We start from the raw sequence: 24,533 nt of genomic DNA on the forward strand, positions 1-24,533 counted from the left end.
CACATGCCTTATCGGCTGGCCCGATGGACGAATGCGGGTGGCAGGTTGGTCCAGACGCACGGGGTGCGCGACACGGTCCGGAACCGCGCGCGCAGCTCGGCGGCGAAGTGTCTGGCCGGTGGCGTCCACGCGGCGTGGCTGTAGGCGAACGTACTGAAACCGCCGCCGGCGGCCAGCACCGTGGTGACGGCGTCGAGGATGCGGCGTCGCGCGCCGTGCGGGATGACGGTCCACGGCAGCCCGGAGACGACGGCGTCGACCGGGGCGTCGACCATGCCGGCAAGGTCTTCGGCGGTACCGGTCACGATCCGGACGGGCCGGCCCCGATACCGGGCGGCGAGGTGCGCGGCGAGGTTCGGGTTGCGCTCCACGGCGACGAGCTGAGCGCCGGGTGGCATCCGGCGCAGGATGACGTCGGTCACGGCGCCCGTACCCGGGCCCAGTTCGACGACGGTGTGCGCCCGTTCGAGGCCCAGGCCGTCGGTCAAGGCCCGGGCGAGCCGCGGCGAACTGGCCGCGACCGCGCCGGTCAGCCTGGGATGGAGCAGGAATTCCCGGAAGATCGACATGTGGCGACGGTATGGACGGCAGCGGTCGTCAGGCGTCGTCCCGGCGGCCCGCCGGTGTCCTGCCACGGGTGGACGGCGGCCGGACCCGGCGGCCGTATCGTGGGAGCGGTGCAAGGGCTATTGGGCTGGTCGGGCCGCTATCCGTGGCTGGCCGAGGCGGCCCTCGTCGCGGTGCTGCTCGCGGCGGCGGCCGGGTTGCCCGACGGCCGGTCATGGTGGGTGCGGCTGCCTTTGCTGCTCGTGCTGGTCTCGACGGTGTTGTGGCGGCGGCGGCACCCGCGGGCTGCGGCCACCGTCGCCGTCGGTGCCGCATGGGCCGGGCTGCTCGGCGGGGTCTGGAAGGAGCACCTGCCGCTGGCGCACGTTGCGTTGCTCGTCATGGTGTACACGCTGGTGGTCCGGGGCCGGCGAGGCAGCGCCGCGGTCGTCGCGCCGCTCGCCGCCGGGTTCTTCACCGCTTGGGCGCTGCGCTGGTATCCGGGCGTCGACGCCGGTTGGGGCGCCGCCGGGTTCTGCCTGTTGGTCGGCACCGCATGGTTGCTCGGCGAATACGTGCGAGCCCGCCGGGCGTACGCGCAGGCGCAGCGACGGGCGGTCGCCGCCGCGGCGATCGCCGGGGAACGGGCCCGGATCGCCCGGGAGCTGCACGACGTGCTCGCACACAGCGTCGGGGTGATGGTCGTCAACGCCGAGGGTGCCCGGCTCATGCGGCATACCGATCCGGCGGTCGTGGATCGGACGCTCGACCTGGTCAGTAGCACGGGCCGGGCCGCGCTGAAGGAACTGCGCCGCCTGCTCGATGTGTTGCAGCCTTCCGGTGAAGGCGTCCTGCAGCCGCCCGGCGAAGGCCACGGCCTGCCTCCCGGGGAACCGGCCGACCTGCGTGACCTGGTGACCCGGGCGGGAGCCGGTCTGGCCGGGGCGCAGCTGCGCATCGCGGGCACCGCCGACGGCGTGCCGGCGTCGCTGCTCGGCCAGGTGTACCGCATCGTCCAGGAAGCATTGACCAACGTGCTCAACCACGCCGGCGCTCGCGCCTCGGTGGACGTCCTGCTGGATTTCGGTGCGCCCGGTCGCCGCCGCACGGTCCGCGTCGAGGTCGTCGACACCGGCGGGGACGGCGGTGGCCCGGGACTGCCGTCGTCCGGTCGCGGTCTGGCCGGCATGCGGGAGCGGGTGACGGACGCCGGCGGCACCTTGGAGGCGGGGCCGGTGCCGGGCGGATTCCGGTTGGCCGCGGCCCTGCCCGTGTACGGCTCCACAGCTGCTTCTCAGCCGGCCACAGCGGACTCTCAGTGCCGCGACGACACGATGGGGCGGTGGGGGCACGGGTACTGATCTGCGACGACCAGGAGCTGATGCGGGTCGGGCTGCGCATGGTCGTGGACAGCCAGCCGGACCTGATGGTGGTGGGCGAGGCGGCCGACGGACCGGCCGCCGTGGCCCTTGCCGCGCAGCTGCGACCCGACGTGGTCATGCTGGACGTCCGCATGCCGGGCCTGGACGGTGTCGCCGCGACGGCCCGAATCCGCGCCATGGTCCCGGCCGCCCGCGTTGTCGTGATCACCACGTTCGACCTGGACGAATACGCGTTCGCGGCGCTGCGGGCCGGTGCGAGTGGCTTCGTGCTCAAGGACGCCCCGGCGGCGGAGCTGCTGGTCGCGATCCGCGGGGTGCTGCGCGGCGCCGCGATGGTGGCGCCGTCGGTCGCCGGGCGGCTGGTCGACCGGTACGTGACCGGCACCGCTGACCCGCCCGCGGACGAGCGCTGTGCCGCGCTCACCGACCGCGAACGCGAGGTGCTCGGCCTGATCGCCCGCGGCCTGAACAACGCCGAGATCGCCGCTCGGCTGTTCCTCGGCGAGACCACGGTGAAGACGCACATCAACCGAATCCTGACCAAGCTGCGCTTGCGCGACCGGGTCAGTGCCGTCGTGTTCGCTTACGAGACCGGCCTCGCCCGCCCCGGCGCCGGACCTTAGGAACACCAGGCCGCGGTCCGCGCCGGCCGGCCATCGCGTGGCCGGCTGCTACGGTGCGGGCATGTGGGCTCCCGGGTCCTGTCCAGCGCGGCGGCCGGTGCTGATGGCGACGTTGCCGGTGCCGGACGCGTGGCACGAGTCGTACCTGCCGCCGGCGGTCAACGGGGGCCTGCTGCTCGCCGCGGGAGGGTCTGCGCCCGCCGAGCCGGCCCTGGTCGCCCTGGTAGCGCTCGACCTCGTCGCGGCGGCGGAGCGGTTCCGGGTGTCGATGCCGTTCGCGGTGCGGGGCGTGGAGGGCAGCCAGGTGGGCCTGCCGCGCCCTCTGCCGGACGACCGCATCCTGTTGCCCGTGTACCGCTGGGACGAGTCGTTCACCGTGTACCTGATCGACGCGGACGGGCGCATCCTGCGCGAGGACGATCTCGCCGCGGGCCGCGAGGTCGAGCTTGACGTGTACGGCGCCGACGTCGCGGTCAAGCTGTGGCAGGAGCCGCTCGCAGTGGGTGCCGGCGCCTACCTCGCGTCCTGGGTGTACCGCGCCAGATCGTGGCACCTGCAGTGCCGGGACCTCGCGACCGGAGCGGCCCGCTGGGAGGCGCCGGAGCGGGTCATTGCCGTGGCCGGGGACGTTGCCGTCACCGAGACCGAGCCCGGGGGGACCTGGGCCGATGGAGCGATAGTCGGCCGGGCGGTCGCCGACGGTACCGAGCGATGGCGGCTGCCACCGGCCCCGATCTTCCCGGAACGAGCCCGCACGTTCGGCGCCATGGCGGGCGACACGCTGGTGCTGGTGGACCGCGGGCGCCGGCTCGCCGCGGCCGCGGAGCGCGAGGAGGCGATCGTCGCCCGCGCGGTGGAGCTCGACGTGGAGCCCGACCGGGTCGACTTCGACGACCTGGCCCGAGCCTGGGAACGGGACCATCCCCCGCCCGGGGAGGACCTCGTGGGGTACGACCTGGCCGGTGGGCACGAGCGTTGGCGGTGCCCGGTGGACGGCGAGGTCGTCTCGGTCGCCGCTGGACCCGCGACCCTCTACGCCGTGGCCGTCGACGCCGCGCGGCGCTGCCGGCTGGAACGGATCCGGCTGGACGGGCAGCGCCGGTACCGCGACGAGCCGATCGCCCTCGACATCGACGCCGGCGACGAGCCGCCGGCGATCGCGTACGTCGATGAGGTCCACCTGTTGCTGGCGGGTGCCACCGAGCTGGTGTGCGTGTCGACGCCCGCACCGCGGATGGTCGTGTGGCGCCTCCCGCTGCCGGACAGTCCGCTGGTACCCCGGCCGAACCCGGGCGACCGCCGGATCCTCGCCGCGTCGATCGCCGTTACACAGCGCCGCGTCGCCGTCCGCGGCTTCGATTCGGTACGCATCTTCGCCGCGTAGCCCACCGTCCGCCGTCGGCCGTCCTGAACGGGGCGGGGCGGATCCAAAGGGACGGCTGAAACGCCGGCTCACCGTGTGCGCGGGCCGGACACACGGCTGAGCCGGCGCAGCCGCGGACCGCGCGCGGACCTCGCGAACCCGGCCACCGCCGCGACGCAGATGAGCCCGACCGCGGGCCACCAACCGAACCGCCACACCGCGTCGCCGACCGCCACGGCGACGTCGGCGGGTGCCGGCGGCGGCGTCCAGAGCCCGCCGGTGTCGCGCCAGCCCGACCAGTACCGGACCTCGGCGACCGCGTGGTAGGCGAGGTACCCGCCGGCGGTCAGGCACAGGCCGTACGCCGCGCCGGACAGGTACAGCCGCCATCGCGGCGGGCACAGCGCCACCGCCTCCCGCAGCCCCGCGCCGGCGAACACCAGGCCGGTCAGCAGTACCGAGACGCCCAGCGCGACCGCCATCCACAGCGTCACGGCCGTCCAGCCGTCGGCGCCGAGGACCCGATGGGCGATGTACAGCACCGGGTCGTCCGCCGGGCGGGCCACGTCGACGGCGATGCCGGAGAGCCCGGCCGGTGCGTCGCTGCCGGGCTTGGCGTACCAGTGGGTCAGCGCGGCACAGCCGAGGACCGTGCCCGCGGCGAGCGCCATCGCATACCCGCCCGGGCCGCTCGGCCCGAGGGCGTCGACGGGCCGGCGGGTGGCGAGCCCCCGCACACCCAGCACGACGACGGCGAGCCCGGCCGCGGCCGCGACCAGCGGCAGCCATCACCGGCGAGCAGGCGCTCGCCGTCGTCGCCGGTGCGGCGACCGGTCTGCTCGCCCTGCACCGCATCGGGCTGGTGCACCGCGACCTGACGCCCGACAGCATCTACCTCGACCGATCCGGGCGATCTGTACTGGCGAACTTCGCCAACGCCCGCCCCGGCACCGAGGCGGTGCTGGCCGCCGACGGGTCGGTGGAGTACTTCAGCCCCGAACAACGCCGCGGCGAACCGCTCGACGCCCGCTCGGACCTGTTCACCCTCGGCGCCATCCTGTACGAGCTGATGACCGGTCAGGTGCCGGCGGTCGCCGAGGACGCACCGCCGGCCGGACCCGACGAGCTGCATCCGCAACTGGTGAGCCTGATCGAGCGGGCACTGTCGGTGGACCCGGCGGGCCGCCCGCAGAGCGCCGAGGAGTTCCTGGCCGAGCTGGGTGAGGCGGCCTCCGCCGCGTACGGGGCGGACTGGATGACGCTCGGTGGGGCCACCGGCGCGATCCTGGCCCCCGGTGGTGCGATCGCGGTGGCCAGCGCGCTCGGCGCGGGCGTCGCCACCGCGGGGACCGGGCTCGGCGCGCTGGGCGCCGCCGAGTTGAGCGCCGCGACGGCGCCGGTGGGACGGGCGTCGCCGGTCTCACCGCGGTGACCACCCAGACCACCGTCACCTCGGTGTCGACCGGCTCCGCCGGCGGGGCCCTGCCGCCGCTGGTCGGCGCCGCCACCGCTGTCGTGGTCGGCGTCGTCGTCGCCGTTGTGCCGCAGACGCCCGCCGTCGCGGCGCACGAGGTGATCACGCAGGAGTCGGCCCGGGTCATCCTGCTCTCCACCTGGGGCGAGGCACGCGGCGGTACCGACGCGCACGTCGTCACGGACGCGCGCCCACCGCTGCTGGCACTGCTCGGCATCCCGGGAGCGGCGAACGCCGAGCTCAGCGAGGTCGAGATCGGCGTGCCGCCCGGGCAGACCACGTACCCCGCCTACTTCATCGCCACCGCTCAGCTGAAGCTCGCCGACGGGTCCACCGTCTACATCTACGCCCGGTTCACCCGTGCGTCGGCCGACCAGCCCTGGATGATGTCCGAGCTGATCCAGTCGAAGGTCGCCGCCAACGTTCCCAGTCCCAAGATCAATGGGGACGGCACCCTGCCACCGCCGCCCGAACTGATCGCCGACCCGGCGTCCCTGCCGAAGCGGTACGTCGACTGGGGCCAGCGGGTGGTCGACAGCAAGGCGCTCGGCAGCGACGACGTGCTGGTCCTGCTCACGATCGACGGTTCGTTCCTGGCGGGGATCCCGGGCTTCATCGGGGTGAACAACGGCGTCTTCTACAACGCGCTCACCTGGAAGCAGGGTGGCGGTCTGACCATGCAGCCGGTCTTGCTCGACGACGGCACCGCCCTGGTGCGCTTCACCGCGAGCGCCGGCCAGACGCTCTACAACTCGCCGGCACCCGCGAGCCGGCCCTGCATCACCGGCAACAGCCAGGTCTCCGTCGAGTTCGGCTTCCCCGGCGAGATCCACGTGATGATGCCCGGCGCAGGCGCTGACATCACCGCCGAGGACCTCGTGACCCAGGCCGCCGCCGGTTGTCCGAGCTCCGTGAAGGACGCGGCGATGAACATGTCGAACCAGCAGTCCCGCTACCTGGACACCTCCGGTCACTGGGTCGGCGTGCGCAACCACAGCCTGGGCACCCTCAACACCACGAACACGTTCACCCAGGCCACCTACCTGGTCGCCAGGGAGCAGGTGGTGGTGCTCGCCAGCGTGATGGCCCTGCCCGGAGAGAAGGACGTCCAGGGGCCCCTGACGACCGCCGAGCAGTACCTGCAGGCCGTCCTCGCCTCCCTGGACAGCGCGGCGTAGCCGCCGTCACCGGCGTGGGTCACGTCCGTGACCCACGCCGGCTGGACGTTTGCCCCGCGGAGGGTGAGGCCAGGTGAATTCGGCATGGCGGATAGCAGGTACCCGCGGGTGCGGAAACCGGCAGCCGGGGAGTGCCGGTGGCGGCGAGGCCACCCTCATCGGTACGAGAGAACGTGGAATCAACACCCCACACCCCACTGCGAACCGAGGTGATCCGCCATGACGACCCACGTGGTTGACCCAGTGCTGTGCATGGCGCTGTTCGTCTCCGACGCCTCGCAGACGTCCGACCTGGACAACGGCACCATCCGCGACGTCGTCGCGCGCACCCTCGAACAGCTCGGCCCCAACGAGTGCTACGCCCGCGCCGCGGAAGTGTTCGGCGACCGCCCCGAGACGGCGCTCGGCCGGATCACCTGGGCCCGCGAACTGTGCTCCCGGGCAATGACCCTCGCCGCCGTCTGACCGGCGACGCGGCGGCCGCGCTCGCCCTTCGGCCCGATCGTCGCGCACGTCCGGCCGCCTCATACCACTGTGCCCGTTGGACGGCGGCGACGTCAGGGTAGTGCGCCGCCGGCGTCAGCCTGACCCGTCTGTCCGCCGGGTACGTCTAGGTGGTACCCCTAGAAGGAGGAGGGGTCGGTGATGCAGGCACGCCTGGCGGATTGGCTGGTGCGGGCGAAGCCGCCGCCGCTGGCGCTGGGGTTCACGGCCGGGGCGCTGTTCGTCGTGGTCGAGATGCTGCTGGCAGATGCGCTCGGATACATCGGGTTGCGCAACGGCTCGGTGGTGATCTTTCTTGTCGGCTTGGTGGTGGTGTCCTGGATTTGGGGCCTGTGGCTCGCGGTGGCGGTAACGGTGGCCAGTGCCGTCGCCTACAACGTCTTGTATGTCCCACCCGTTCGCCACCTCGAGACGGAACGCACGCGGGACTGGGAGGCATTGGGGCTATTTCTGCTCATGGCGGCGTTGGTGGGCTGGATGGCCCGGCTGGCCCGCGCCCGGGCGGTCGAGTTGGCCGAACGCCGCCAGGAGGCCGAACTGCTCGCCGAGGGGGGCCGCCTGCTGCTGGGCGCAGCCGATCTGCGCTCGGGACTGCCGAAGGCTTCGCGCCACCTGGCGCGAGCGCTGCAGCTGCCGTACGCGGCGATCGAGCTCGACGCCCTCGCGGGCGACGAGTCACGACTGGCGCTGCCGCTACGGTGCTCGCCCACCGGCGCCCTTCTCGTCCCGGCCGACCTGCCGGAGCCGATGCTGCGACGGTTGCGTGAGCGGGTGGTGCCCGATCTGGAGAGACTGCTGCTGGCCGCGATCGAGCGCGAGGCAATGGGCAACTCCCTGCGGGCAAGCCGCGACGAGCTGCGGGCGAGCCGGGACGAGCTGCGTGAGCTCGCAACGGAACAGGCGAGCCTGCGGCGCGTGGCGGTAATGGTCGCGCGCGGCGAGCCCCCAGGTGAGGTCCTGCGCACGGTTGCCGCGGAGACGACGTCGCTGCTCGGGGCGGACGCCACGAGGCTCATGCGCCACGAGGCGCCCGGCACGATCAGTGTCCTCGCCGAGTACGGCATGGAGAGCCCGCTGGGCCGGCGGCTTCCCGTCGCAGGCAGTGTCGCGGAGCTGGTGCAGCACACCTCCCGCCCGGCCCGGGTGGACAGCTACGACGACCGCCGCGGTCTCCTCGCCGACGTAGCGCGCGAACAAGGTTTCCACTCGTCGGTTGCCGCGCCGGTCATGGTCGAGGGCAGCGTGTGGGGCTCACTGGTCGTCCTATGGAGGCGGCGAACGCCGTCACCACCTGGTACCGAGGAGCGGCTGGCGCAGTTCGCTGAGCTCCTCGCCAGCGCGGTCGCGAACACCGAGAGCCGGGCGCAGCTCAGCACGTCTCGTGCGCGGGTCGTCCTGGCCGCCGATGAGGCCCGCCGCCGGATCGAACGCGACCTGCACGACGGCGTTCAGCAGCGCCTCGTGTCGCTTGGTCTCGAGCTCCGCGAGGTTGAGGCTCTGGTGCCGGGCGAGCTCGACGAGGTCAAGGCGCGGCTGAGCCGGACGACCGAAGGCCTGGCCAGCGCGTTCACGGACCTGCAGGAGATTTCGCGGGGCCTGCACCCGGCCATCCTCTCCCAGGGCGGCCTCGTACCCGCATTGAAGGCGCTCGCCCGCCGCAGCCCCGTCCCGGTCAGGGTCAACGCGGGCCACAAGCGGCGGCTGCCCAGCTGCGTCGAGGTGACCGCGTACTACGTGGTGTCAGAAGCGCTCACGAACGCGGCCAAACACGCCCACGCGTCCTTGATCGACGTGGACGTCAACATCACCGCCGACGGCAGAACCCAGCGGGAGACCCTCACGCTGATGATCTGCGACGACGGTGTCGGGGGCGTCGACCCGGCCCGTGGCACCGGGGTCGTGGGCCTCGTCGACCGGGTCGAGGCGCTGGGCGGGCAACTGCAGATCTCAAGTCCGGCAGGTGCTGGGACGACACTGCACGCCACGCTACCGACCGACATCGACTGCGCGCGGCTGCTCGACACTGCGCCGGAAGACGTCGATTGAGGACTCCGCAGGCGTGCGCGCTGGACCCTCCCGGGCCCGCCGCCGGACCTATCGTGATCGGATGACCGTTACAGGGTCGTTCAGGGGGTACCGCCGGGCCTGGCTGCGCGGCGACGTGCTGGCCGGGCTGACGGTGGCCGCCTACCTGGTGCCGCAGGTGATGGCCTACGCGACCCTGGCCGGCCTGCCGCCGGTCGTGGGGCTGTGGGCGATGCTCGCGCCCCTCGCGGTGTACGCCGTGCTCGGCTCGTCCCGCCACCTGTCGGTCGGCCCGGAGTCGACGACCGCGCTGATGACCGCCACGGTGGTCGGCCCGCTCGCCGCCGGCAACCCCACCCGCTACGCGGCGCTGGCCGCCGCGCTCGCCGTGGTCGTCGGGGTGTTCTGCCTGATTGCCGCCCTGGCGCGGCTGGGCTTCCTCGCGGACCTGCTGTCGAAGCCGATCCTGGTGGGGTACCTGTCCGGCGTCGCGATCATCATGATCGTCAGCCAGCTCGGCAAGGTGACCGGGATCCCGGTCCACGGCGACACGCTGGCCGAGCAGGTGATGAGCGTCGCCCGGAACATCGACCGGATCGACTTCGGGACCCTGGCGTTCTCGCTCGCCGTGCTGGCCGTGCTGTTCCTCGTGCGCTGGAAGCTACCCAACCTGCCGGGGCCGCTGCTGGTCGTGCTGCTCGCCACCGCCGCGGTGGGCGTGTTCGGGCTGCGGGGGCACGGGATCGCCGTGGTCGGCACGGTGCCCAGCGGGCTGCCGACGCCGGCGCTGCCCAAGGTCGGCGACCTCACCGGCCTGCTGCTGCCCGCGGTCGGGCTGGTAGTGGTCGGCTACACCGACACGGTGCTGACCGCGCGGTCGTTCGCGGCCCGGGGCGGCTACCGCATCGACGCCAACCGGGAGCTGCTCGCCCTGGGCGTTTCCAACGTCTCCGCCGGGCTGCTGAGGGGCTTCCCGATCAGCAGCAGCGGCAGCCGCACCGCGCTCGGGTTCGCCGCCGGCGGTCGCACCCAGCTGGCTTCGGTGGTCACGCTGGCGACGATCTCCGGGGTACTGCTGTTCGCCGCGCCGCTGCTGGAGCTCTTCCCGATCGCGGCGCTCGGCGCGCTCGTCGTCTACGCCGCGGTACAGCTGATCGACGTCGCCGGGTTCCGCCGCCTGGCCGCGTTCCGCCGCAGCGAGCTGCTCCTGGCCCTCGCGACGCTCGCCGGCGTCCTCGTGCTGGACATCCTCTACGGTGTGCTGCTCGCCATCGGGCTGTCGGTTGCCGAGCTGCTGCACCGCGTCGCCCGGCCGCACGACGCGATCCAGGGCCTGGTGCCGAACCTGGCCGGCATGCACGACATCGACGACTACCCGCAGGCCACGACGATCCCGGGGCTGCTGGTGTACCGGTACGACTCCCCGCTGTTCTTCGCCAACAGCGAGGACTTCCGGCAGCGGGCGCTCGCGGCCGCCGACAGCGGCCCGACGCGGTGGTTCGTGCTCAACGCGGAGGCCAACGTCGAGGTCGACAGCACCGCGCTGGAGGCGCTCGACGCCGTGCGGCAGGAGCTGACCGATCGCGGTGTGGTGTTCACGATGGCCCGCGTCAAGCGCGACCTGCAGGAGCAGCTCGACGCGTTCGGCCTGACCGCGTCGATCGGGCCGGAGCGCATCTTCCCCACCCTGCCGACCGCCGTCGCGGCCTACGAGCAGTGGCGGCGGCACCAGGACCAGCAGCAGTGAGCCCGGGCCGCTCATAGCGGCCCGGGCTCGTGGCAGGGTGGGCGTCAGGCGTTTGCCGGTTCCTTGTTCCCGCTCGGCTCCGGCACCGCGAAGCCCTGGCTGCGCGGGGTGCGGGCGGCGTGGATCAGGCCGGCGGCGCCGAGCAGGAGCAGCAGGCCGGAGGCGAGGTAGGCGACCAGCGCGGCCTGTGCGGCCTTGGCGCCGAACTCGCTGAAGCCGTACGAGGTGAGCAGCAGCCCGCGCAGGGTCTCGCCCTTGAAGACGGTCTCGCGCTGGGCGTTGACGTCGGTGAGCTGCTTCTGCAGGTCGGCCGCGGCCGGGTCGTTCGCCTGCTGCGCGGTGGCGAGCTTGGCCTTGAGGTCGGTCTGCACGTCGCCGAGCTGGGCGTAGGTCTTGCCGCCGGCGATCGACTGCAGGTGCAGGCCGATGAACTCGTTGGCGTAGCACTCGGCCTGCTTGCCGGTGTTGAGCGGCTGGCCGGCGTACTGGACCAGGCACGCGGACTGCTTCTCCTCGGCGGTGAGCGTGTCCGCCGTCTTGAAGGTGATCTGCTGCTGGGCGAGCTGGGTCTTGACGTAGTCGTTGGCGAAGTTCGCGTTGCTGGTGAGGACCACGCCGGCGATCAGGAGCAGCCCGGCGAGCGCCACCAGGCCGATACCGACGATGATGTCGAGCGTCTTGCGCTTCATGGTTGCCCTCCGGGCTTGAACGTTGTGCGTCTTTGTTGACGCCTTGAGCTTCGGGCACCGGCCCGCGTGATCCACAGAGGACAACCACCCGCTTCGACGGGACCATCGGCACGGCCGCGGGGACCCTTTCTGCCCTGCCCGGGTGCTTTGCGTTCGCGCACGCTCCAGGCGAGTGGACGTCATCGACACGCAGGGAGGTCGCCCGGTGGGCAAGCAGCGGCGCAATCGCAACCGCATCCTCGGGGCCGGCGGCGGGATCGTCATCGCCGGCCTGCTCGTCGCCATCGTGATCGCGCTGGTCAACGCCGCCGGCGGCAAGGCGGAGACCGCCGCCACGCCCGGTGCGCCGGGGGCGCCGCTGTCACCCGCCAACGCCACGCCGGCCGGGGCCGTCGCGATCGGCCGGGCCGACGCGCCCGTGCGGCTCGAGGTCTACCTGGACTACATGTGCCCCTACTGCGGCCGGTTCGAGCGGGCCAACGCCGACGAGGTCGGCCGGCTGGTCGCCGCCGGCACCGTGCGGCTGGAGCTGTACCCGCTGTCGTTCCTGGACGGCCGGTCGGCCGGCACCCACTACTCCACGCGCGCCGCCAACGCGGTCGCCACCGTGGCCGACCGCGCCCTCGACAAGGTCCTCGCGCTCAACCGGGCGCTGTACGCGCAGCAGCCCAAGGAGGGCGGCGCGGGGCTCACCGACGACCGGATCGCCGCGCTCGCCGCCGAGGCCGGCGTGCCGCAGGACGTGGTCACCGCCTTCGGCGCCCGCACGTTCGAGCCGTGGATCGCGCGGCTGACGGAAACGGCCTTCGGCAGCGGCGGCGTCACCGGCACGCCGACCGTGAGGATCAACGGCAAGGTCTTCAAGGGCGACCTCTACACCGCCGGCCCGCTGACCGACGCCGTCACCGCTGCCCGGGGCGGGTGAGCGCGGTCAGGCGCCGAACAGCGCGCCGCCGTACTTCAGCACGACCGCGAGGGCCAGAACCAGCAGCCAGATCGTGACGGCGATGGCGTCGAGGTCGGCGTCCAGCGCCGAGCGCAGCGCCGCGTCGGCCCGGGCCGGGAGGTACAGGTTGCCGTCGCGGATGTTCACGCGCGTCAGCGTTGCGAAGACGAGCGTCGTGGACACGGTGACCAGCAGGCACCACGGGCAGAGGGCTCCGATGTCGAACATGGCTTCGTAGAACAGCCAGTACGCGAAGCCGGTGCCGATGGTGTACACGCTCTGGGCGGCGAACATGAACCACCGCGGGAAGCGGACGCCGCCGAGGCTCGCCACCGCCAGCGTGATCACCACCGGCTCGGCGACCAGGCCGAGGAACGCGTTCGGGAACCCGAGGAGGCTCGCCTGCCAGGAGCTGCCGACCGTGCCGCAGCTGATGACGGCGTTGATGTTGCAGGACAGGTCGGCGTTCGGGTCCCGCGCGAGGCGCAGCGCGTCGATCGACAGCACGAACGACGCGGTCAGGCTGAGGCCGGCGGAGAACAACATGGTGCCGAAGAGCCACGCGTTCGAGTGCCGCAGCCGCTTTCCGCGCGCGAATAGGCCCTGATCCATGCGTGCAGCCTCACCGCGCGCGTCCCCGCCGCCCAAGGGTCATGCGGCACGTTCCGGCGGGACCCACGTCCCGCGCGAGGGGAAGCGCGGGGGACCACTCGGGTCCCCCGCGCTCAATTTCAGGCGTACACCTCGAACTCGAACAGCGAGTAGCCGTACGCGGTGCCGCGTGCCGTGCCGTTGATGCGCACGTAGCGGCCGGTGGCGCCGAGGGCGGTGTTGTCGTCGACCCCGCCGTCACCGTTGGTGATGGTGCGTACCGTCGTCCAGTTCGTGCCGTCCGTGGACGTCTGGATCGTGTAGTTCTTGCCGTACGCCGCTTCCCAGGTGAGCTTCACCCGGGAGATCGAGGTCGACTGCCCCAGGTCCACCTGGATCCACTGCGGGTCCGAGAACGCGCTGGACCACCGGGTGGTGGCCGAGCCGTCCACGGCGGCCGACGCCGGCGTGCCGGCGTTCTCCACGCTCGACGCCGTCGCCGGCTTGTTCAGGGCCAGGTTGCCCGGCGGTGGCGGTGGCGGTGCGGAGCCGCCGTAGACCTCGAACTCGAACAGCGAGTAGCCGTACGCGGTACCGCGGGCGGTGCCGTTGATGCGCACGTAGCGGCCGGTGGCGGCGAGCGCGGTGTTGTCGTCCACGCCTCCGTCACCATTGGTGATCGTGCGTACCGTCGTCCAGTTCGTGCCGTCGGGCGACGTCTGGATCGTGTAGTTCTTGCCGTACGCCGCCTCCCAGGTCAGCTTCACCCGGTCGATGGCGGTCGACTGGCCCAGGTCCACCTGGATCCACTGCGGGTCCGAGAACGCGCTGGACCACCGGGTGGTGGCCGAGCCGTCCACGGCGGCCGACGCCGGCGTGCCCGCATTCTCGACGCTCGACGCCGTCGCCGGCTTGTTCAGCGCCAGGTTTCCGCCCGGGGGCGGTGGCGTGCTGCCCGTCGTGAACGTGAAGTCGTCGATGTCGAAGAGGGATCCGGTGGTACCTCCCGTGAACACCAGGTACAGCTGGTGCGAACCGGCCGGCGGGGTCACCGTGCCGGTCACGTCGGCCCAGGTCTCCCAGCCGCCGGTCGGGGCGACCTGCACCGTGCCCACGACCGGGCCGGTCGGCGAGTCGGTCCGCAGGGTGATCGTCCCGCCGATGCCGGCCGAGGCGACGCGCGCCGAGAAGCCGGTGGCGCCGGCCAGGTTGTACGGGTTGAACGCGATCCAGTCGCCGTTCTCGATGTACCCGACGGCGTTGCCGCCGTGCGCGCTCGGCTTGGCGGCGAGCTGGATGCCGCTCATCGACCCGTAGTGTTCGGCCTGCCGGGTCAGCGGCTGCAGCACGTGCTGGTCCTGGACCGCGCTGCCGGTGACCGGGGTGTACTGCGCGTTGATCACCCCGAAGATGTTCGCGGACGTGTCGTGCTCACCGTCCACACTGGTCTGTATCGTCCCGGTGCAGCCGTTCTTGCTGGTGATCGGGTGACCGTGGCTGTCGTGGCCCAGGATGTAGCTGACCGTGACCCGGTTGCAGTCGACGGTGCCGGTGTTCGGATCGGTGACCCGGACCTCGAACGGCACCGCGTCACCGAACTTGAACAGGGATCCGTTGACCGGCGTGACCAGCGTGACCGACGGCCGGCCGACCCCGATGACCGTGCTGGCGGTGGATATCCGGCCGCCGGTGTCCCGCACCGTCAGCGTGGCGGTGTACTCCCCGTTGGCGGCGTAGGTGAACGTCGGGTTCGCCGCCGTGGAGTCGGTCGTGCCGTCGCTGGTGAAGTCCCAGGCGTAGGTGATCGCGTCACCGTCCGGGTCGTTGCTGCCGGCCGAGCTGAACTGCACGGTCAGCGGCGCCGCGCCGGCGCTCGGGGTGGCGCTGGCCTGGGCGATCGGTGCCCGGTTGCCGCCGCTGTTGTACTCGATGCGGTAGAGGGCCGAGTTGGCGTCGCCGCCGAACCAGCCGGTGCCGTAGTCGAGCACGTACAGGGCGCCGTCCGGCCCGAACTCCATGTCCATGATCGCGGTTCCGGTCCACGGGAACGCATCGATCGCGCCGGCCGTGCCGTCGCCGTTCAGGGTGACCGCCTTGATCCACCGGCTGGTGAACTCGCCGAGGAAGACCTTCCCGTTGTAGGAGGACGGGAACTTCACATCGGAGACCAGCGCGGGGTTGAAGTTGTAGACCGGGCCACCCATCGGCCCGCCGCCGCCCAGCTCGGGCCGCCACGGCCCCTGGCCACCGTACGGAAGCCAGCCCGGCTTCGACGGCGGGAGGGTGGTGATACCCGTGTTGTTCGGTGAGTTGTTCGTCGGCCCACCGGCACAGTTGAACGGGCCGGCCGACGGTCCGTTGGGGAAAGTGAACTCCTGGTAGGGGGTGTTGTAGTTGGAGCAGTACGGCCAGCCGAAGAAGCCTGGCCCGGTGATCCGGTCGAACGCCACCGTGCCGGCCGGCCCACGCTGCGGGTCGGCAGTGCCCGCGTCGGGGCCGTAGTCACCGAGGTAGACGACCCCGGTGGCCTTGTCGACGCTCATCCGGAACGGGTTGCGGAAGCCCATGGCGTAGATCTCGGGCCGGGTCTTCGCGGTGCCCGGGGCGAACATGTTGCCGGCCGGGATGGTGTAGCCGCCGGTGGCGCCCGGCTTGATCCGCAGCACCTTGCCGCGCAGGTCGTTGCTGTTGCCGGCGGTGCGCTGCGCGTCGAACGCGGGGTTGTGGTCGGGCCGCTCGTCGAGCGGCGCGGAGCCGGCCGAGTCGAACGGGTTGGTGTCGTCACCGGTGGACAGGTAGAGGTTGCCGGCCGCGTCGAAGTCGATGTCGCCACCGACGTGGCAGCACTGCCCCCGGCTGGTCGGCACGTCCAGGATCGTCACTTCCGAGGCCGGGTCGATCGTGTTGTCGTCCCGCACGGTGAACCTGGCGAGCTTGTTGGAGCCGTTGAACGGGGCGAACTGCGCCGCCGTACCGGTCGCCGGTGAGTCGCCGGCCGGGGTGCTCAGCGGTGGCGCGTAGTAGACGTAGACCCAGTGATTGCTGGCGAAGTTCGGGTCCGCCTTGATGCTTTGCAGGCCCTCTTCGTCGTGGCTGTAGACCGTCAGCGTCCCCGCCACCTTGGTGTTGCCGTTGACGTCGGTGTACCGGATGACGCCGTCACGGGAGGTGTGCAGCACGCCGCGGTTGGGCAGGACGGTGAGGCCCATCGGCTCGCCGACCTCCGCGGCGGTCTTCGCGAGCGTCACCTGCGAGAACGTGCCGGTGGGCGGCGGGTTGGTGCCGACCGAGCAGTTCCCGGTGCCCTGGGCCGCGTAGCGGATGCCGCCCAGCAGGTGGGTGCGGAAGTTGGCTTCGCTGTAGCTCTCGATGGTGTGGCCGAGGCCGGTGTACCACGAACGGCCGCCGTCGTACGCACGGCACCACGAGATCGGGTGGTCGCCGTTCATCGTGCCGCCGGTGTAGCTGGTCTCGTCGAGGTTGGCCAGCACGTGCGTCGTCGCGCGCGGGTTGGTGCGGTAGTTGTACAGCTCGTCGGTCCGGTTCCACGTCGCCGGCAGGCCGGCCGTCGACGGGTGCGTCGTGTCCTCGATGCGCACCCGGACCGGCTGGATCGCCGGGTGGCTCGAGAAGTAGGCGCCGACCAGGCCGCCGTACCAGGCCCAGTCGTACTCGGTGTCGGCCGCCGCGTGGACGCCGACGTAGCCGCCGCCGGCGCGGATGTACCGCTCGAACGCGGCCTGCTGGTTGGCGTCGAGCACGTCGGCGGTCGTCGACAGCCAGATCACGGCCTTGAAGCGGGCCAGGTTGGCGTCGTTGAACTGCGCGGCGTCCTCGGTCGCCTCGACCGTGAAGTTGTTCTGCGTGCCGAGTTGCTGGATCGCGGCGATGCCCGCCGGGATCGAGTCGTGCCGGAACCCGGCGGTCTTGCTGAAGACCAGCACCGAGAAGTCGGCGGCGAACGCCGGGGCGACGTTGATGCCGACCCCCGCGAGCACGACGGCGACGCAGAGCAGCACTCTGCGAAACATGATGGGGTGTACCTCTCCGGTAGAAGACCAACGAACGACGTGCGCCGATTCACGTCCGGAGCGTCACCCCGTCGCCTCGCCGAAGGCATTCGGGGTGCGTTGGGCCGATCGCCGTGAGCGGCGGCGGTCGGCGGGTCGTATCCTCCTCCCACCTCAGAGAGCGCTCTCTCATTGAGGTGCCGCCTAGTTAAGCAGAGACGACCGTCATTGTGAAGGGGTGACGTGGACAGCGCCCCTATCCACTTGGCGGTTTGTCCAGAGAGCGCTCTCCGTCCGTAGCGTGCCGGTATGGGCGGCACCACGGCAGGATCCGCCTTCCCGGCAGCCCGTGGCGCGACGGGCATCGGCTGGAGTCGTTCCGGTGGGGCGGGCGCCTCGACAACTCGGGGCGGCTCCGGTTCCGCGCCCTCATCGACGGCGTTGCGCTGCCCCGACGGGCTGGACGCCGCCGAGGGGCGGCCGTTGGGGGCAACGGGCGCCGATCGGTGGTGATAAAGTTCGTACATGCGTTCGAATCTGCTGTTCGACCCGGTTGCCAACCTCAAGCGGACGCCGTTCGGGCTGCGGGTCATCCGCGGCGACGCGGCCGTCGGGCAGGCGTGCTGCGACCCGGCGACGTTCGCCGACGTGACGACGCTGGTCGATGGGCACGCCTCGGGCGCGCCGCCGGTGGACGAGCGGGCCCGGGCGCTGCTGCGGATGGTGTGGCCGAGCACGGTGGCGCAGGCCCGGCTGCAGTGGGGGCGGCGGGTCGCCGGGCCCCGGCGGGTCGACGAACTGGTGGCCGGGGTGGTCGGGGTGCCGGCGGCGATGTTGCGCGCCGTTGTGGAGCAGTCCCGGGACGTGCAGCGAGGGTGCGCCGATGACGTTGCCCGTGCAGCGGCACCGCTGGCTCTGCTACGAGAGGCGGTCGCGGGTGTGGTGCGGCGGCGGGCGGGTTCGGCCGGCGAGCCGGGGCGGACCGACACGGTGCTCGACGAGCTGTTGTTCTGGCGGGGGCTGGGGCGCGAGCGGGTCTCGCTCGACGAGGTCGCGGGGCTGGTGGCGGCGCTGATCGCCGCGGCGTGGGATGCGGCGCACGTGCCGCCGGGGCGGACGGTCGGGTGGTTGCGGGTGACGACGCAGGCGGTGCTGCTCGACGGGGAGACGATCCCGGCCGGGGAGCGGTGCCTGCTGCTCGTCGACGCCGTCGAGCCGGGCGATCGGCCGGCGCGGGCGGCGCTGCGGACCTTGCGGTGGCTGGCGCCCGGCGCGCCGGACGGGGCGGGGGCCACGTTCGCGCGGCTGGTCGTTGACGCGATCGCCGGCGAGGCGAGCGGGACGGCGGCGGCCTGACAAACCCGGCCACAGCGCACTGCCGCGCATCTACAGCGGACGGCCAAGGGCGGCCGAGGACTGAAAGCAGACGGCCAAGGACGGACAGCGGGCGGCCAAGGACGGAAGGCAGGCGGCGGAGGACGGAGAGCGGACGGCCGAGCACCGCTGCCACACCGCGGCGCGCGCGTGCGAACGCCGTCAGGCCGGCAGCGCCGCGCCGGGCTGCTCGCGAGAGCACCACCATGTCGTGCGGCCGCCGACCGTGCCGCGGACCATCCGGGCGCCGCACCTCGGGCAGGAGCCGTCGGCGTGGCGGGCCGGGATGACCGACAGGGTGTGTACGCCGCCGCCGGCCACGGCCTGGTCCAGCGCGGCGCGCAACGACCGGCGCAGGCGGTCGACCTCGGCGCGGGTGAGCTCGTCGACCGGGCGGTTCGGGTTGAGCTTGGCGCGCCAGAGTGCCTCGTCGGCCAGGAGGTTGCCGACGCCCGCGAGCGCCTCCTGGTCCAGCAGGCGGGCCTTCACGGGGGCGGAGCCGCGGGCCATTGCGGCGCGGAACTGGGGCAGGGTGATGTCCAGGGCGTCCGGGCCCAGGCGCTCGACCGGCGGGTCGAGGCGGACGCGGCCGAGGCGGCGCGGGTCGACGAGCATGACCGCGGTGCCGTCGGTGAAGCGCAGGGCGAAGCGGGTGAAGCGGTGGTCGCCGCGGGCCCGGCCGCGCTGCCAGTAGTCGCCGCCGTCGATCTCCTCGCCGCCGCGGTCGACGAACACGATCTTGCCGGACATGCCCAGGTGGATGCCGAGGGTCGGGCCGGCCTCGGCGTCGTGCAGGCCGGAGGTCTCGCACCACATGCTCTTGCCGCGGCGGTTCGCCTCGGTCAGGCGGCGGCCCACCAGCGCGGCACGCATCTCGCCGGGGAGGTGCGGGCGGCAGACGTACGTGTCCGAATCGTCGACGTCGGCGATGGTGCGGCCGAGCGCGTGGCGCTCCAGGACCAGGCGCGCGGACTCGACCTCGGGCAGCTCGGGCATGGGACTCCAAAAGCATGAGGAGACGGATCAGCGCAGTATGACCCGGTCAGGATGCCAGCCGCCCTTGCCTGCGAGGATGGCGGCGTGGAGGAACTGCCCGTCGCCGCCGTGCTCGGGGACGTCGTCGCGGCCGTGCGGGGCGGGGCGGGGGTGCTCGTCGCGCCGCCGGGCACGGGCAAGACGACGCTCGTGCCGCTCGCGCTCGCCGACGCGGTGGCGGGGCGGATCCTGGTGGCCGAGCCGCGGCGGATCGCGGCGCGGGCGGCCGCGCGGCGCATGGCCCAGCTGCGGGGGGAGCGGGTGGGGCAGAGCGTCGGCTATTCGGTATGCGGCGATCGGCGCGTCGGCCGCGAGACGCGGGTCGAGGTGGTCACCACCGGGCTGCTGGTCCAGCGGCTGCTGTCCGACCCCGACCTGCCCGGCGTCGGCGCGGTCATGATCGACGAGTGCCACGAGCGGCACCTGGACACCGACCTCGCCACCGCGTTCCTCGTCGAGGCGCGCGAGGCGCTGCGGCCCGACCTCGGGCTGCTCGCCGCGTCCGCGACCGCCGACGTCGAGCGCTTCGGGCGCATCCTGGGCGCGACGCTGGTGGAGGCCGAGAGCCCGCTGCACCCGCTCGAGGTGCGCTGGGCGCCGCCGCGCCGGGCGCCGATCGGCGCCGAGCCCGCGTTCCTGGACCACGTCGCGCAGACCGTGCGCGCCGCGTGGCGGGAGACGGGGCACGACGTGCTCGTGTTCCTGCCCGGAGTCGCAGAGATCGAAGGTGTACGCCGGAGAATCCCCGAAATCCCCACCGTGCCCCTGCACGGACGGCTCCCGGCGGCGATCCAGGACGAGGCGCTCACCTCGCGGGGCGAGCGCCGGGCGATCCTCGCCACCGCCGTGGCCGAGAGCAGCCTGACGGTGCCGGGCGTGCGGGTCGTGGTGGACTCGGGGCTCGCCCGGGTGCCGCGCACCGATCTCTCCCGCGGGCTGGGATCGCTGGCGACCGTGCGGGTGTCGCGGGCCGGGGCGGCGCAACGGGCCGGGCGCGCGGCGCGGGAGGGCGCCGGCGTGGTGTACAAGTGCTGGTCCCCGGCCGACGACGAGCGCCTGCCGGCGCAGCCCGAGCCCGAGGTGCGCACCGCGGAGCTGACCGGGTTCGCGCTGGCGCTCGCCTGCTGGGGCAGCCCGGGCGGGCGCGGGCTGGCGCTGCCGGACGCCCCGCCGGAGGCCGCGATGAGCGTGGCGAGCCAGACGCTGCGGGCCCTCGGCGCGGTCGACGGCGACGGGCGGGCGACCGAGCGCGGGCGGCGCATCGCGCGCGTGGGCGCGCACCCGCGCCTGGCCCGGGCGCTGCTGGACGGCGCGCCGATCGTGGGCGCGCGCAACGCCGCCGAGGTGGTGGCCGTGCTCGCCGAGGACTCCTACCCCTCCGACGACGTCGCGGCGGTGCGCCGGGCGACGGACCGGTGGCGCCCGGAGGCGGCTCTGCTGTACCGGATGATCGAAAATCCGGTCGAGCGCGAGACGAGCGCCGACCGCGCGGCCGGCATCATCGCCGGGCTGGCGTACCCGGAGCGCATCGCCCGGCGGCGGCGCGACGCCTACCTGATGGCCGGCGGCACCGAGGCCGAGCTGGCGGCCGGCTCCCCGCTGCAGGGCCACCCGTGGCTCGCGATCGCCGCCGCGGACCGCCCGGCCGGGCGGGTCAACGCGCGCATCCGGCTGGCCGCCGCGATCGACGAGGACATCGCGCGCGAAGCCGGTGCCGCGCTGCTGTCCACTGTCGACGAGGCTTCGGCTTCGGGCGTACGCCGGGTCGAGCGCCTCGGCGCCATCGTGCTCTCCGAGCGCCAGGTCGCCGCCGCGCCGGCGGAGCTCGCCGCGGCCGCGCGCCGGGAGCGGCTGCGGCGCGAGGGCGTGCCGTGGACGCCGCTGCGGTACCGGATGGCGTTCCTGCACCGCGCGATCGGCGCGCCGTGGCCCGACGTGAGCGACGAGCCGCTCATCGAGTCCATGCTGGACGGTTCCGACGTGCACACCGCGCTGCAGGCCCGGCTGCCGTGGCCGGCGGCGAAGGACCTCGACCGGCTCGCGCCCGAGCGGCTCGCCGTGCCGAGCGGCTCCGCGGTCCGGCTGGACTACGCCGACCCCGAGGGCCCGGTGCTCGCGGTCAAGGTGCAGGAGATGTTCGGGCTCGAACGAACACCCGAGGTGGGCGGCCGGCCGGTCCTGCTGCACCTGCTCTCCCCCGCCGGGCGCCCGGTGGCGGTCACGCGCGATCTCCCCTCCTTCTGGCGCACCGGCTATCCGCAGGTACGCGCGGAGCTGCGCGGCCGCTACCCGCGCCACCCGTGGCCCGAGAACCCGGCCACGGCGGCCCCGACCCGGCGGGCCAATCCCCGCCGTTGACCACGGTCATCCTCGACCTCACCCGCTCGGCACCGACCGGGCCCGGACGCTGGAGGCAGGACGAGGGAGGCTGCGTATGAGAGACGACCTGCCAACGCTGGCCGCCGAGGCGTACGGCTACGGCTATCCCCTGCTGCAGGACCTGCAAGCCGTCAACACCGCGACCGTCTTCAACGCGTTCACGCACCAGCGGAGCGTGCCCGACACCCCCAACGCCAACCCCGACATGCTGTACTCCACCGCCCAGCTCGACCTGTCCGGCGGCCCGCTGTGGCTGCGCGTGCCGGACACCGGCGGTCGCTACCACGTGGTCCAGTTCATCGACGCGTGGACGGACAACTTCGCGTACGTCGGCAGCCGCACCACCCGCGACGAGGAGCGCGAGTTCCTGCTCGTACCGCCCGGCTGGGCCGGCCGCGAGGCCCCCGCCGCCGAGGTCATCCGCGTGCCCACGATGATCGCGACGCTCATAGCCCGTTTCGGCGCCGGCCCGGGCGTCCACGCGTTGCAGGACGCGTTGGCGATCGAGCGGATGTACCCCCAGATCCCACTCGACGGCCTCCCGCACCCGCAGGCGGGCATCCCCGACGAGCTGGTCTTCCTGGAGACGCTGCGCCGCAGCCTGTCCGCGTTCCCGCCCTCCCCGGCGGAGCGGCGTTACCAGCGCCGTTTCGAGCCGCTGGGCCTGTTCGACGGCGGCAACTCGCCCTACGCGACCATGCCCCGCGACCAGCGCAACGCCATCCGCGAGGGCCTGGAGCGCGGCCGCGAGGACTTGGAGGAGGCCGCGACGACCGACCACGCGGCCCTGGTCAACGGCTGGACGAACGACCTGCACGCCTTCGACTACAACCTGGACTACTTCGAGGTCGGCACGGTCGACGCCCCACAGTGGACGGTCCCCGACCGCGACACCGCCCACCGCCGCCGCGCGGTGGCGGCGCGGACGAGCCTGTGGGGCAACCACGCGTACGAGGCGGTCTCCCCCACCGTCCACAAGGACAGCAACGGCGAGCGCCTGACCGGCGCCCGCGCCTACACGCTGCACCTGAACCCACCCCCACCCTCAACCGCCGGCTGGTCCCTCTCCGTCTACGACACCGCAACATCGCGCCTTTTCCCAACGTCATCGCACGCGTCTCTCGGCCCGGGCGATCTCCGCCCGAACGAGGACGGCTCGATCACGATCCACCTGCAACACAACGAGACGAACGCCCCGAACTGGCTCCCGACACCCGAGGGCGAGTTCCACCCGGTCCTGCGCATCTACTCCCCGACCGACCAGTACCTCCGCGGCGACTACCAGCTCCCCGCCCTGACCCCCACGTAGGAAACACCCTGCGACGGAGCGCAGGAGCCGCGCGAAGCGCCCACAACGACGACAGCCGGCAAGTGAAATCCTGGCGTACAACGCATGCGCATTCTCGTGTGAGTCGGGGGCCGTATCGCACCATGTGCGGCGTGAGAATCGCGCACTTCTGTGACAGTCATCCGGGGCGCTCCGACGGCGTCGCGACCTCGGTGGCGGCTACGGTGGGGTTGTTGCGGGCCGCTGGGCACGACGTGCAGGTGTACCAGCCGGCGCCGCTGCTGCGTGGGCGCGCCGAGCCCTGTGGGGTGCGGTCGGTGCCGGTGCCGCTGCGCAACATCCGGGTCGGGCTGCCGCATTTCTCCGGGATGCGGCCGGTGCCGCACATCGTGCACGTGCACACGCCGGGGCCCGTCGGGATCGGTGGGCTGCGGTACGCGCGGGCGCACGAAGTGCCGGTGGTGATGACCTGGCACACCGATCTGCTGGCGTACTCGGCGCACTTCATGGAGATCCAGCTCGGGGCGGCGCACGCGGCGCAGCGGCTGGAGCTGGGGTGGACGATGCGCGACTACCTGCGGCTGGCGCGCTCCGGCAACGAGCGGCGGGCGCAGCTGGTGCGGCTCGGGCAGGAGTTCATGGACCGCACCGCGGTGGTCATCGCGCCGTCGGCCAAGACGGCGGCGGGGCTGGCCGAGTTCGAGCGGCTGCCGCCGGTATGGACGGTGCCGACCTCCATCCAGCTCGCCGACTGCCCGGTCGGGCGCGCCGAGCTGCGGCGATCACTGCGGATTCCGCAGAGCGCGCCGGTGGTGCTGGCGGTCGGGCGGGCCACCAAGGAGAAGGACCCTGGGCTGCTGCTGAGCGCATTCGCGCGGCTGCTGCGCCGGCTGCCCACGGCGCGGCTGGTCATGGTGGGCGTGAAGCAGAACCGCTTCAACGTCATCCGGATCGCTCGGCAGAACGGGGTCGCGCACGCGCTGCGGCTGATCCGGCCGGTGCCGCATAGCCGGATGGCGGCGTACTACGGCATGGCCGACGTCCTCGCGTTCGCCTCGACGACCGACACGCAAGGGCTGGTGATGATCGAGGCGGAGGCGGCGGGGCTGCCGGTGGTGCTGGCCGACGCCGCCCTCGCCGAGCGGCCCAACCAGAAGTCCATGCGGTTGAGCTCGGCGCCGGACGCCGACTCCTTCGCGGCCGCGCTGGGGCGGGTGCTCACGGACCCGCAGCTGCACCGCGAGGTGGCCGAGGCGGGGCGCGCGGCCGCGGACTCGTACTCGTCCCAGCACTACCTGGGGCACCTGCTCGCCGCGTACGACTTCGCGCGGGCTCGCACCGCCGAAACGACGACGGTGCGAGCCCAGTAGAGCGGCAAC

The 24,533-nt window shown here is 72.9% G+C and carries 19 protein-coding genes; 13 read left to right on the forward strand and 6 right to left on the reverse strand.

Annotated features, from left to right (window positions below; all coding sequences use genetic code 11):
* Positions 1–8: 8 nt before the first annotated feature.
* A complete protein-coding gene (locus tag ABD901_RS41105; protein ID WP_345136028.1) occupies positions 9–569 on the reverse strand; it encodes a class I SAM-dependent methyltransferase in 561 nt (186 codons plus the stop codon).
* Positions 570–677: 108 nt separating this feature from the next.
* Here ABD901_RS41105 and ABD901_RS41110 point away from each other — a divergent pair, with 108 nt between their 5' ends.
* The 3 genes from ABD901_RS41110 to ABD901_RS41120 all read left to right on the forward strand — a co-directional run bounded on the left by ABD901_RS41110 (position 678) and on the right by ABD901_RS41120 (position 3,935).
* Positions 678–1,907: a sensor histidine kinase gene (locus ABD901_RS41110; protein ID WP_345136030.1), complete on the forward strand. Its 1,230-nt coding sequence runs from the start codon at positions 678–680 to the stop codon at positions 1,905–1,907.
* Positions 1,889–2,551, forward strand: a complete 663-nt coding sequence (locus ABD901_RS41115) for a response regulator (protein WP_345136032.1) — start codon at positions 1,889–1,891, stop codon at positions 2,549–2,551. Before ABD901_RS41110 ends, ABD901_RS41115 begins: the two co-directional genes overlap by 19 nt.
* A 61-nt stretch (positions 2,552–2,612) precedes the next feature.
* A complete protein-coding gene (locus ABD901_RS41120; protein WP_345136034.1) occupies positions 2,613–3,935 on the forward strand; it encodes a hypothetical protein in 1,323 nt (440 codons plus the stop codon).
* Between the two features lie 68 nt (positions 3,936–4,003).
* Here ABD901_RS41120 and ABD901_RS41125 read toward each other — a convergent pair whose 3' ends face one another.
* Entirely contained in the window at positions 4,004–4,651 is a 648-nt protein-coding gene (locus ABD901_RS41125; RefSeq protein ID WP_345136172.1) for a hypothetical protein, read from the reverse strand.
* 50 nt (positions 4,652–4,701) lie between these two features.
* On the opposite strand from ABD901_RS41125, the gene ABD901_RS41130 reads away from it, so the two are divergent.
* The 5 genes from ABD901_RS41130 (at position 4,702) to ABD901_RS41150 (ending at position 10,842) form a co-directional block, all read left to right on the forward strand.
* The gene (locus tag ABD901_RS41130; protein WP_345136166.1) at positions 4,702–5,346 is read left to right on the forward strand and encodes a protein kinase domain-containing protein; all 645 of its coding nucleotides are present in this window, start codon (positions 4,702–4,704) and stop codon (positions 5,344–5,346) included.
* Complete coding sequence (locus ABD901_RS41135) at positions 5,343–6,566, forward strand: hypothetical protein (RefSeq protein ID WP_345136036.1); 1,224 nt, start codon at positions 5,343–5,345, stop codon at positions 6,564–6,566. The genes ABD901_RS41130 and ABD901_RS41135 overlap by 4 nt, the downstream gene beginning before the upstream one ends.
* Before the next feature lie 219 nt (positions 6,567–6,785).
* Entirely contained in the window at positions 6,786–7,031 is a 246-nt protein-coding gene (locus ABD901_RS41140) for a hypothetical protein (protein ID WP_345136038.1), read from the forward strand.
* A gap of 180 nt (positions 7,032–7,211) precedes the next feature.
* A complete protein-coding gene (locus ABD901_RS41145) occupies positions 7,212–9,116 on the forward strand; it encodes a sensor histidine kinase (RefSeq protein WP_345136168.1) in 1,905 nt (634 codons plus the stop codon).
* Between the two features lie 61 nt (positions 9,117–9,177).
* Positions 9,178–10,842 (forward strand): SulP family inorganic anion transporter, encoded by a 1,665-nt coding sequence (locus tag ABD901_RS41150; RefSeq protein ID WP_345136040.1) that lies wholly within the window; start codon positions 9,178–9,180, stop codon positions 10,840–10,842.
* Between the two features lie 44 nt (positions 10,843–10,886).
* Here ABD901_RS41150 and ABD901_RS41155 read toward each other — a convergent pair whose 3' ends face one another.
* Positions 10,887–11,531 carry a hypothetical protein gene (locus ABD901_RS41155; protein ID WP_345136042.1) on the reverse strand — a complete coding sequence of 215 codons (645 nt, stop codon included), beginning with the start codon at positions 11,529–11,531 and terminating at the stop codon, positions 10,887–10,889.
* A 172-nt stretch (positions 11,532–11,703) separates the two neighbouring features.
* Between ABD901_RS41155 and ABD901_RS41160 the strand changes: the two genes are divergently transcribed.
* A complete protein-coding gene (locus ABD901_RS41160; protein WP_345136044.1) occupies positions 11,704–12,456 on the forward strand; it encodes a DsbA family protein in 753 nt (250 codons plus the stop codon).
* A 6-nt stretch (positions 12,457–12,462) separates the two neighbouring features.
* On the opposite strand, the gene ABD901_RS41165 is transcribed toward ABD901_RS41160, so the two are convergent.
* Together ABD901_RS41165 and ABD901_RS41170 are read right to left on the reverse strand one after the other, a co-directional pair.
* On the reverse strand, positions 12,463–13,089 hold the full coding sequence (locus ABD901_RS41165; protein WP_345136046.1) for a vitamin K epoxide reductase family protein: 627 nt from the start codon (positions 13,087–13,089) through the stop codon (positions 12,463–12,465).
* A gap of 119 nt (positions 13,090–13,208) precedes the next feature.
* On the reverse strand, positions 13,209–17,099 hold the full coding sequence (locus tag ABD901_RS41170; RefSeq protein ID WP_345136047.1) for a ThuA domain-containing protein: 3,891 nt from the start codon (positions 17,097–17,099) through the stop codon (positions 13,209–13,211).
* 504 nt (positions 17,100–17,603) lie between these two features.
* On the opposite strand from ABD901_RS41170, the gene ABD901_RS41175 reads away from it, so the two are divergent.
* Complete coding sequence (locus ABD901_RS41175) at positions 17,604–18,434, forward strand: hypothetical protein (RefSeq protein WP_345136049.1); 831 nt, start codon at positions 17,604–17,606, stop codon at positions 18,432–18,434.
* A 180-nt stretch (positions 18,435–18,614) separates the two neighbouring features.
* On the opposite strand, the gene ABD901_RS41180 is transcribed toward ABD901_RS41175, so the two are convergent.
* A complete protein-coding gene (locus ABD901_RS41180; RefSeq protein WP_345136051.1) occupies positions 18,615–19,448 on the reverse strand; it encodes an Fpg/Nei family DNA glycosylase in 834 nt (277 codons plus the stop codon).
* Between the two features lie 84 nt (positions 19,449–19,532).
* On the opposite strand from ABD901_RS41180, the gene hrpB reads away from it, so the two are divergent.
* From hrpB to ABD901_RS41195, 3 genes are all read left to right on the forward strand, one after another.
* Positions 19,533–21,845: an ATP-dependent helicase HrpB gene (gene hrpB, locus ABD901_RS41185; RefSeq protein WP_425556790.1), complete on the forward strand. Its 2,313-nt coding sequence runs from the start codon at positions 19,533–19,535 to the stop codon at positions 21,843–21,845.
* 76 nt (positions 21,846–21,921) lie between these two features.
* On the forward strand, positions 21,922–23,175 hold the full coding sequence (locus ABD901_RS41190) for a DUF1254 domain-containing protein (RefSeq protein ID WP_345136054.1): 1,254 nt from the start codon (positions 21,922–21,924) through the stop codon (positions 23,173–23,175).
* 131 nt (positions 23,176–23,306) lie between these two features.
* Complete coding sequence (locus tag ABD901_RS41195) at positions 23,307–24,524, forward strand: glycosyltransferase (protein WP_345136055.1); 1,218 nt, start codon at positions 23,307–23,309, stop codon at positions 24,522–24,524.
* The last annotated feature ends 9 nt before the right edge of the window (positions 24,525–24,533 follow it).

This window comes from Dactylosporangium darangshiense (assembly GCF_039537565.1).
Lineage (GTDB): Bacteria > Actinomycetota > Actinomycetes > Mycobacteriales > Micromonosporaceae > Dactylosporangium > Dactylosporangium darangshiense.

Excerpts from the sequence above, each read along its gene's own strand:
- ABD901_RS41175 (WP_345136049.1), top strand. The coding sequence starts at position 17,604 with ATGCGTTCGAATCTGCTGTTCGACCCGGTTGCCAACCTCAAGCGGACG.
- ABD901_RS41140 (WP_345136038.1), top strand. The coding sequence starts at position 6,786 with ATGACGACCCACGTGGTTGACCCAGTGCTGTGCATGGCGCTGTTCGTC.
- ABD901_RS41145 (WP_345136168.1), top strand. The coding sequence starts at position 7,212 with ATGCAGGCACGCCTGGCGGATTGGCTGGTGCGGGCGAAGCCGCCGCCG.
- ABD901_RS41170 (WP_345136047.1), bottom strand. The coding sequence starts at position 17,099 with ATGTTTCGCAGAGTGCTGCTCTGCGTCGCCGTCGTGCTCGCGGGGGTC.
- ABD901_RS41190 (WP_345136054.1), top strand. The coding sequence starts at position 21,922 with ATGAGAGACGACCTGCCAACGCTGGCCGCCGAGGCGTACGGCTACGGC.
- ABD901_RS41120 (WP_345136034.1), top strand. The coding sequence starts at position 2,613 with ATGTGGGCTCCCGGGTCCTGTCCAGCGCGGCGGCCGGTGCTGATGGCG.
- ABD901_RS41165 (WP_345136046.1), bottom strand. The coding sequence starts at position 13,089 with ATGGATCAGGGCCTATTCGCGCGCGGAAAGCGGCTGCGGCACTCGAAC.
- ABD901_RS41150 (WP_345136040.1), top strand. The coding sequence starts at position 9,178 with ATGACCGTTACAGGGTCGTTCAGGGGGTACCGCCGGGCCTGGCTGCGC.
- ABD901_RS41155 (WP_345136042.1), bottom strand. The coding sequence starts at position 11,531 with ATGAAGCGCAAGACGCTCGACATCATCGTCGGTATCGGCCTGGTGGCG.
- ABD901_RS41180 (WP_345136051.1), bottom strand. The coding sequence starts at position 19,448 with ATGCCCGAGCTGCCCGAGGTCGAGTCCGCGCGCCTGGTCCTGGAGCGC.
- ABD901_RS41105 (WP_345136028.1), bottom strand. The coding sequence starts at position 569 with ATGTCGATCTTCCGGGAATTCCTGCTCCATCCCAGGCTGACCGGCGCG.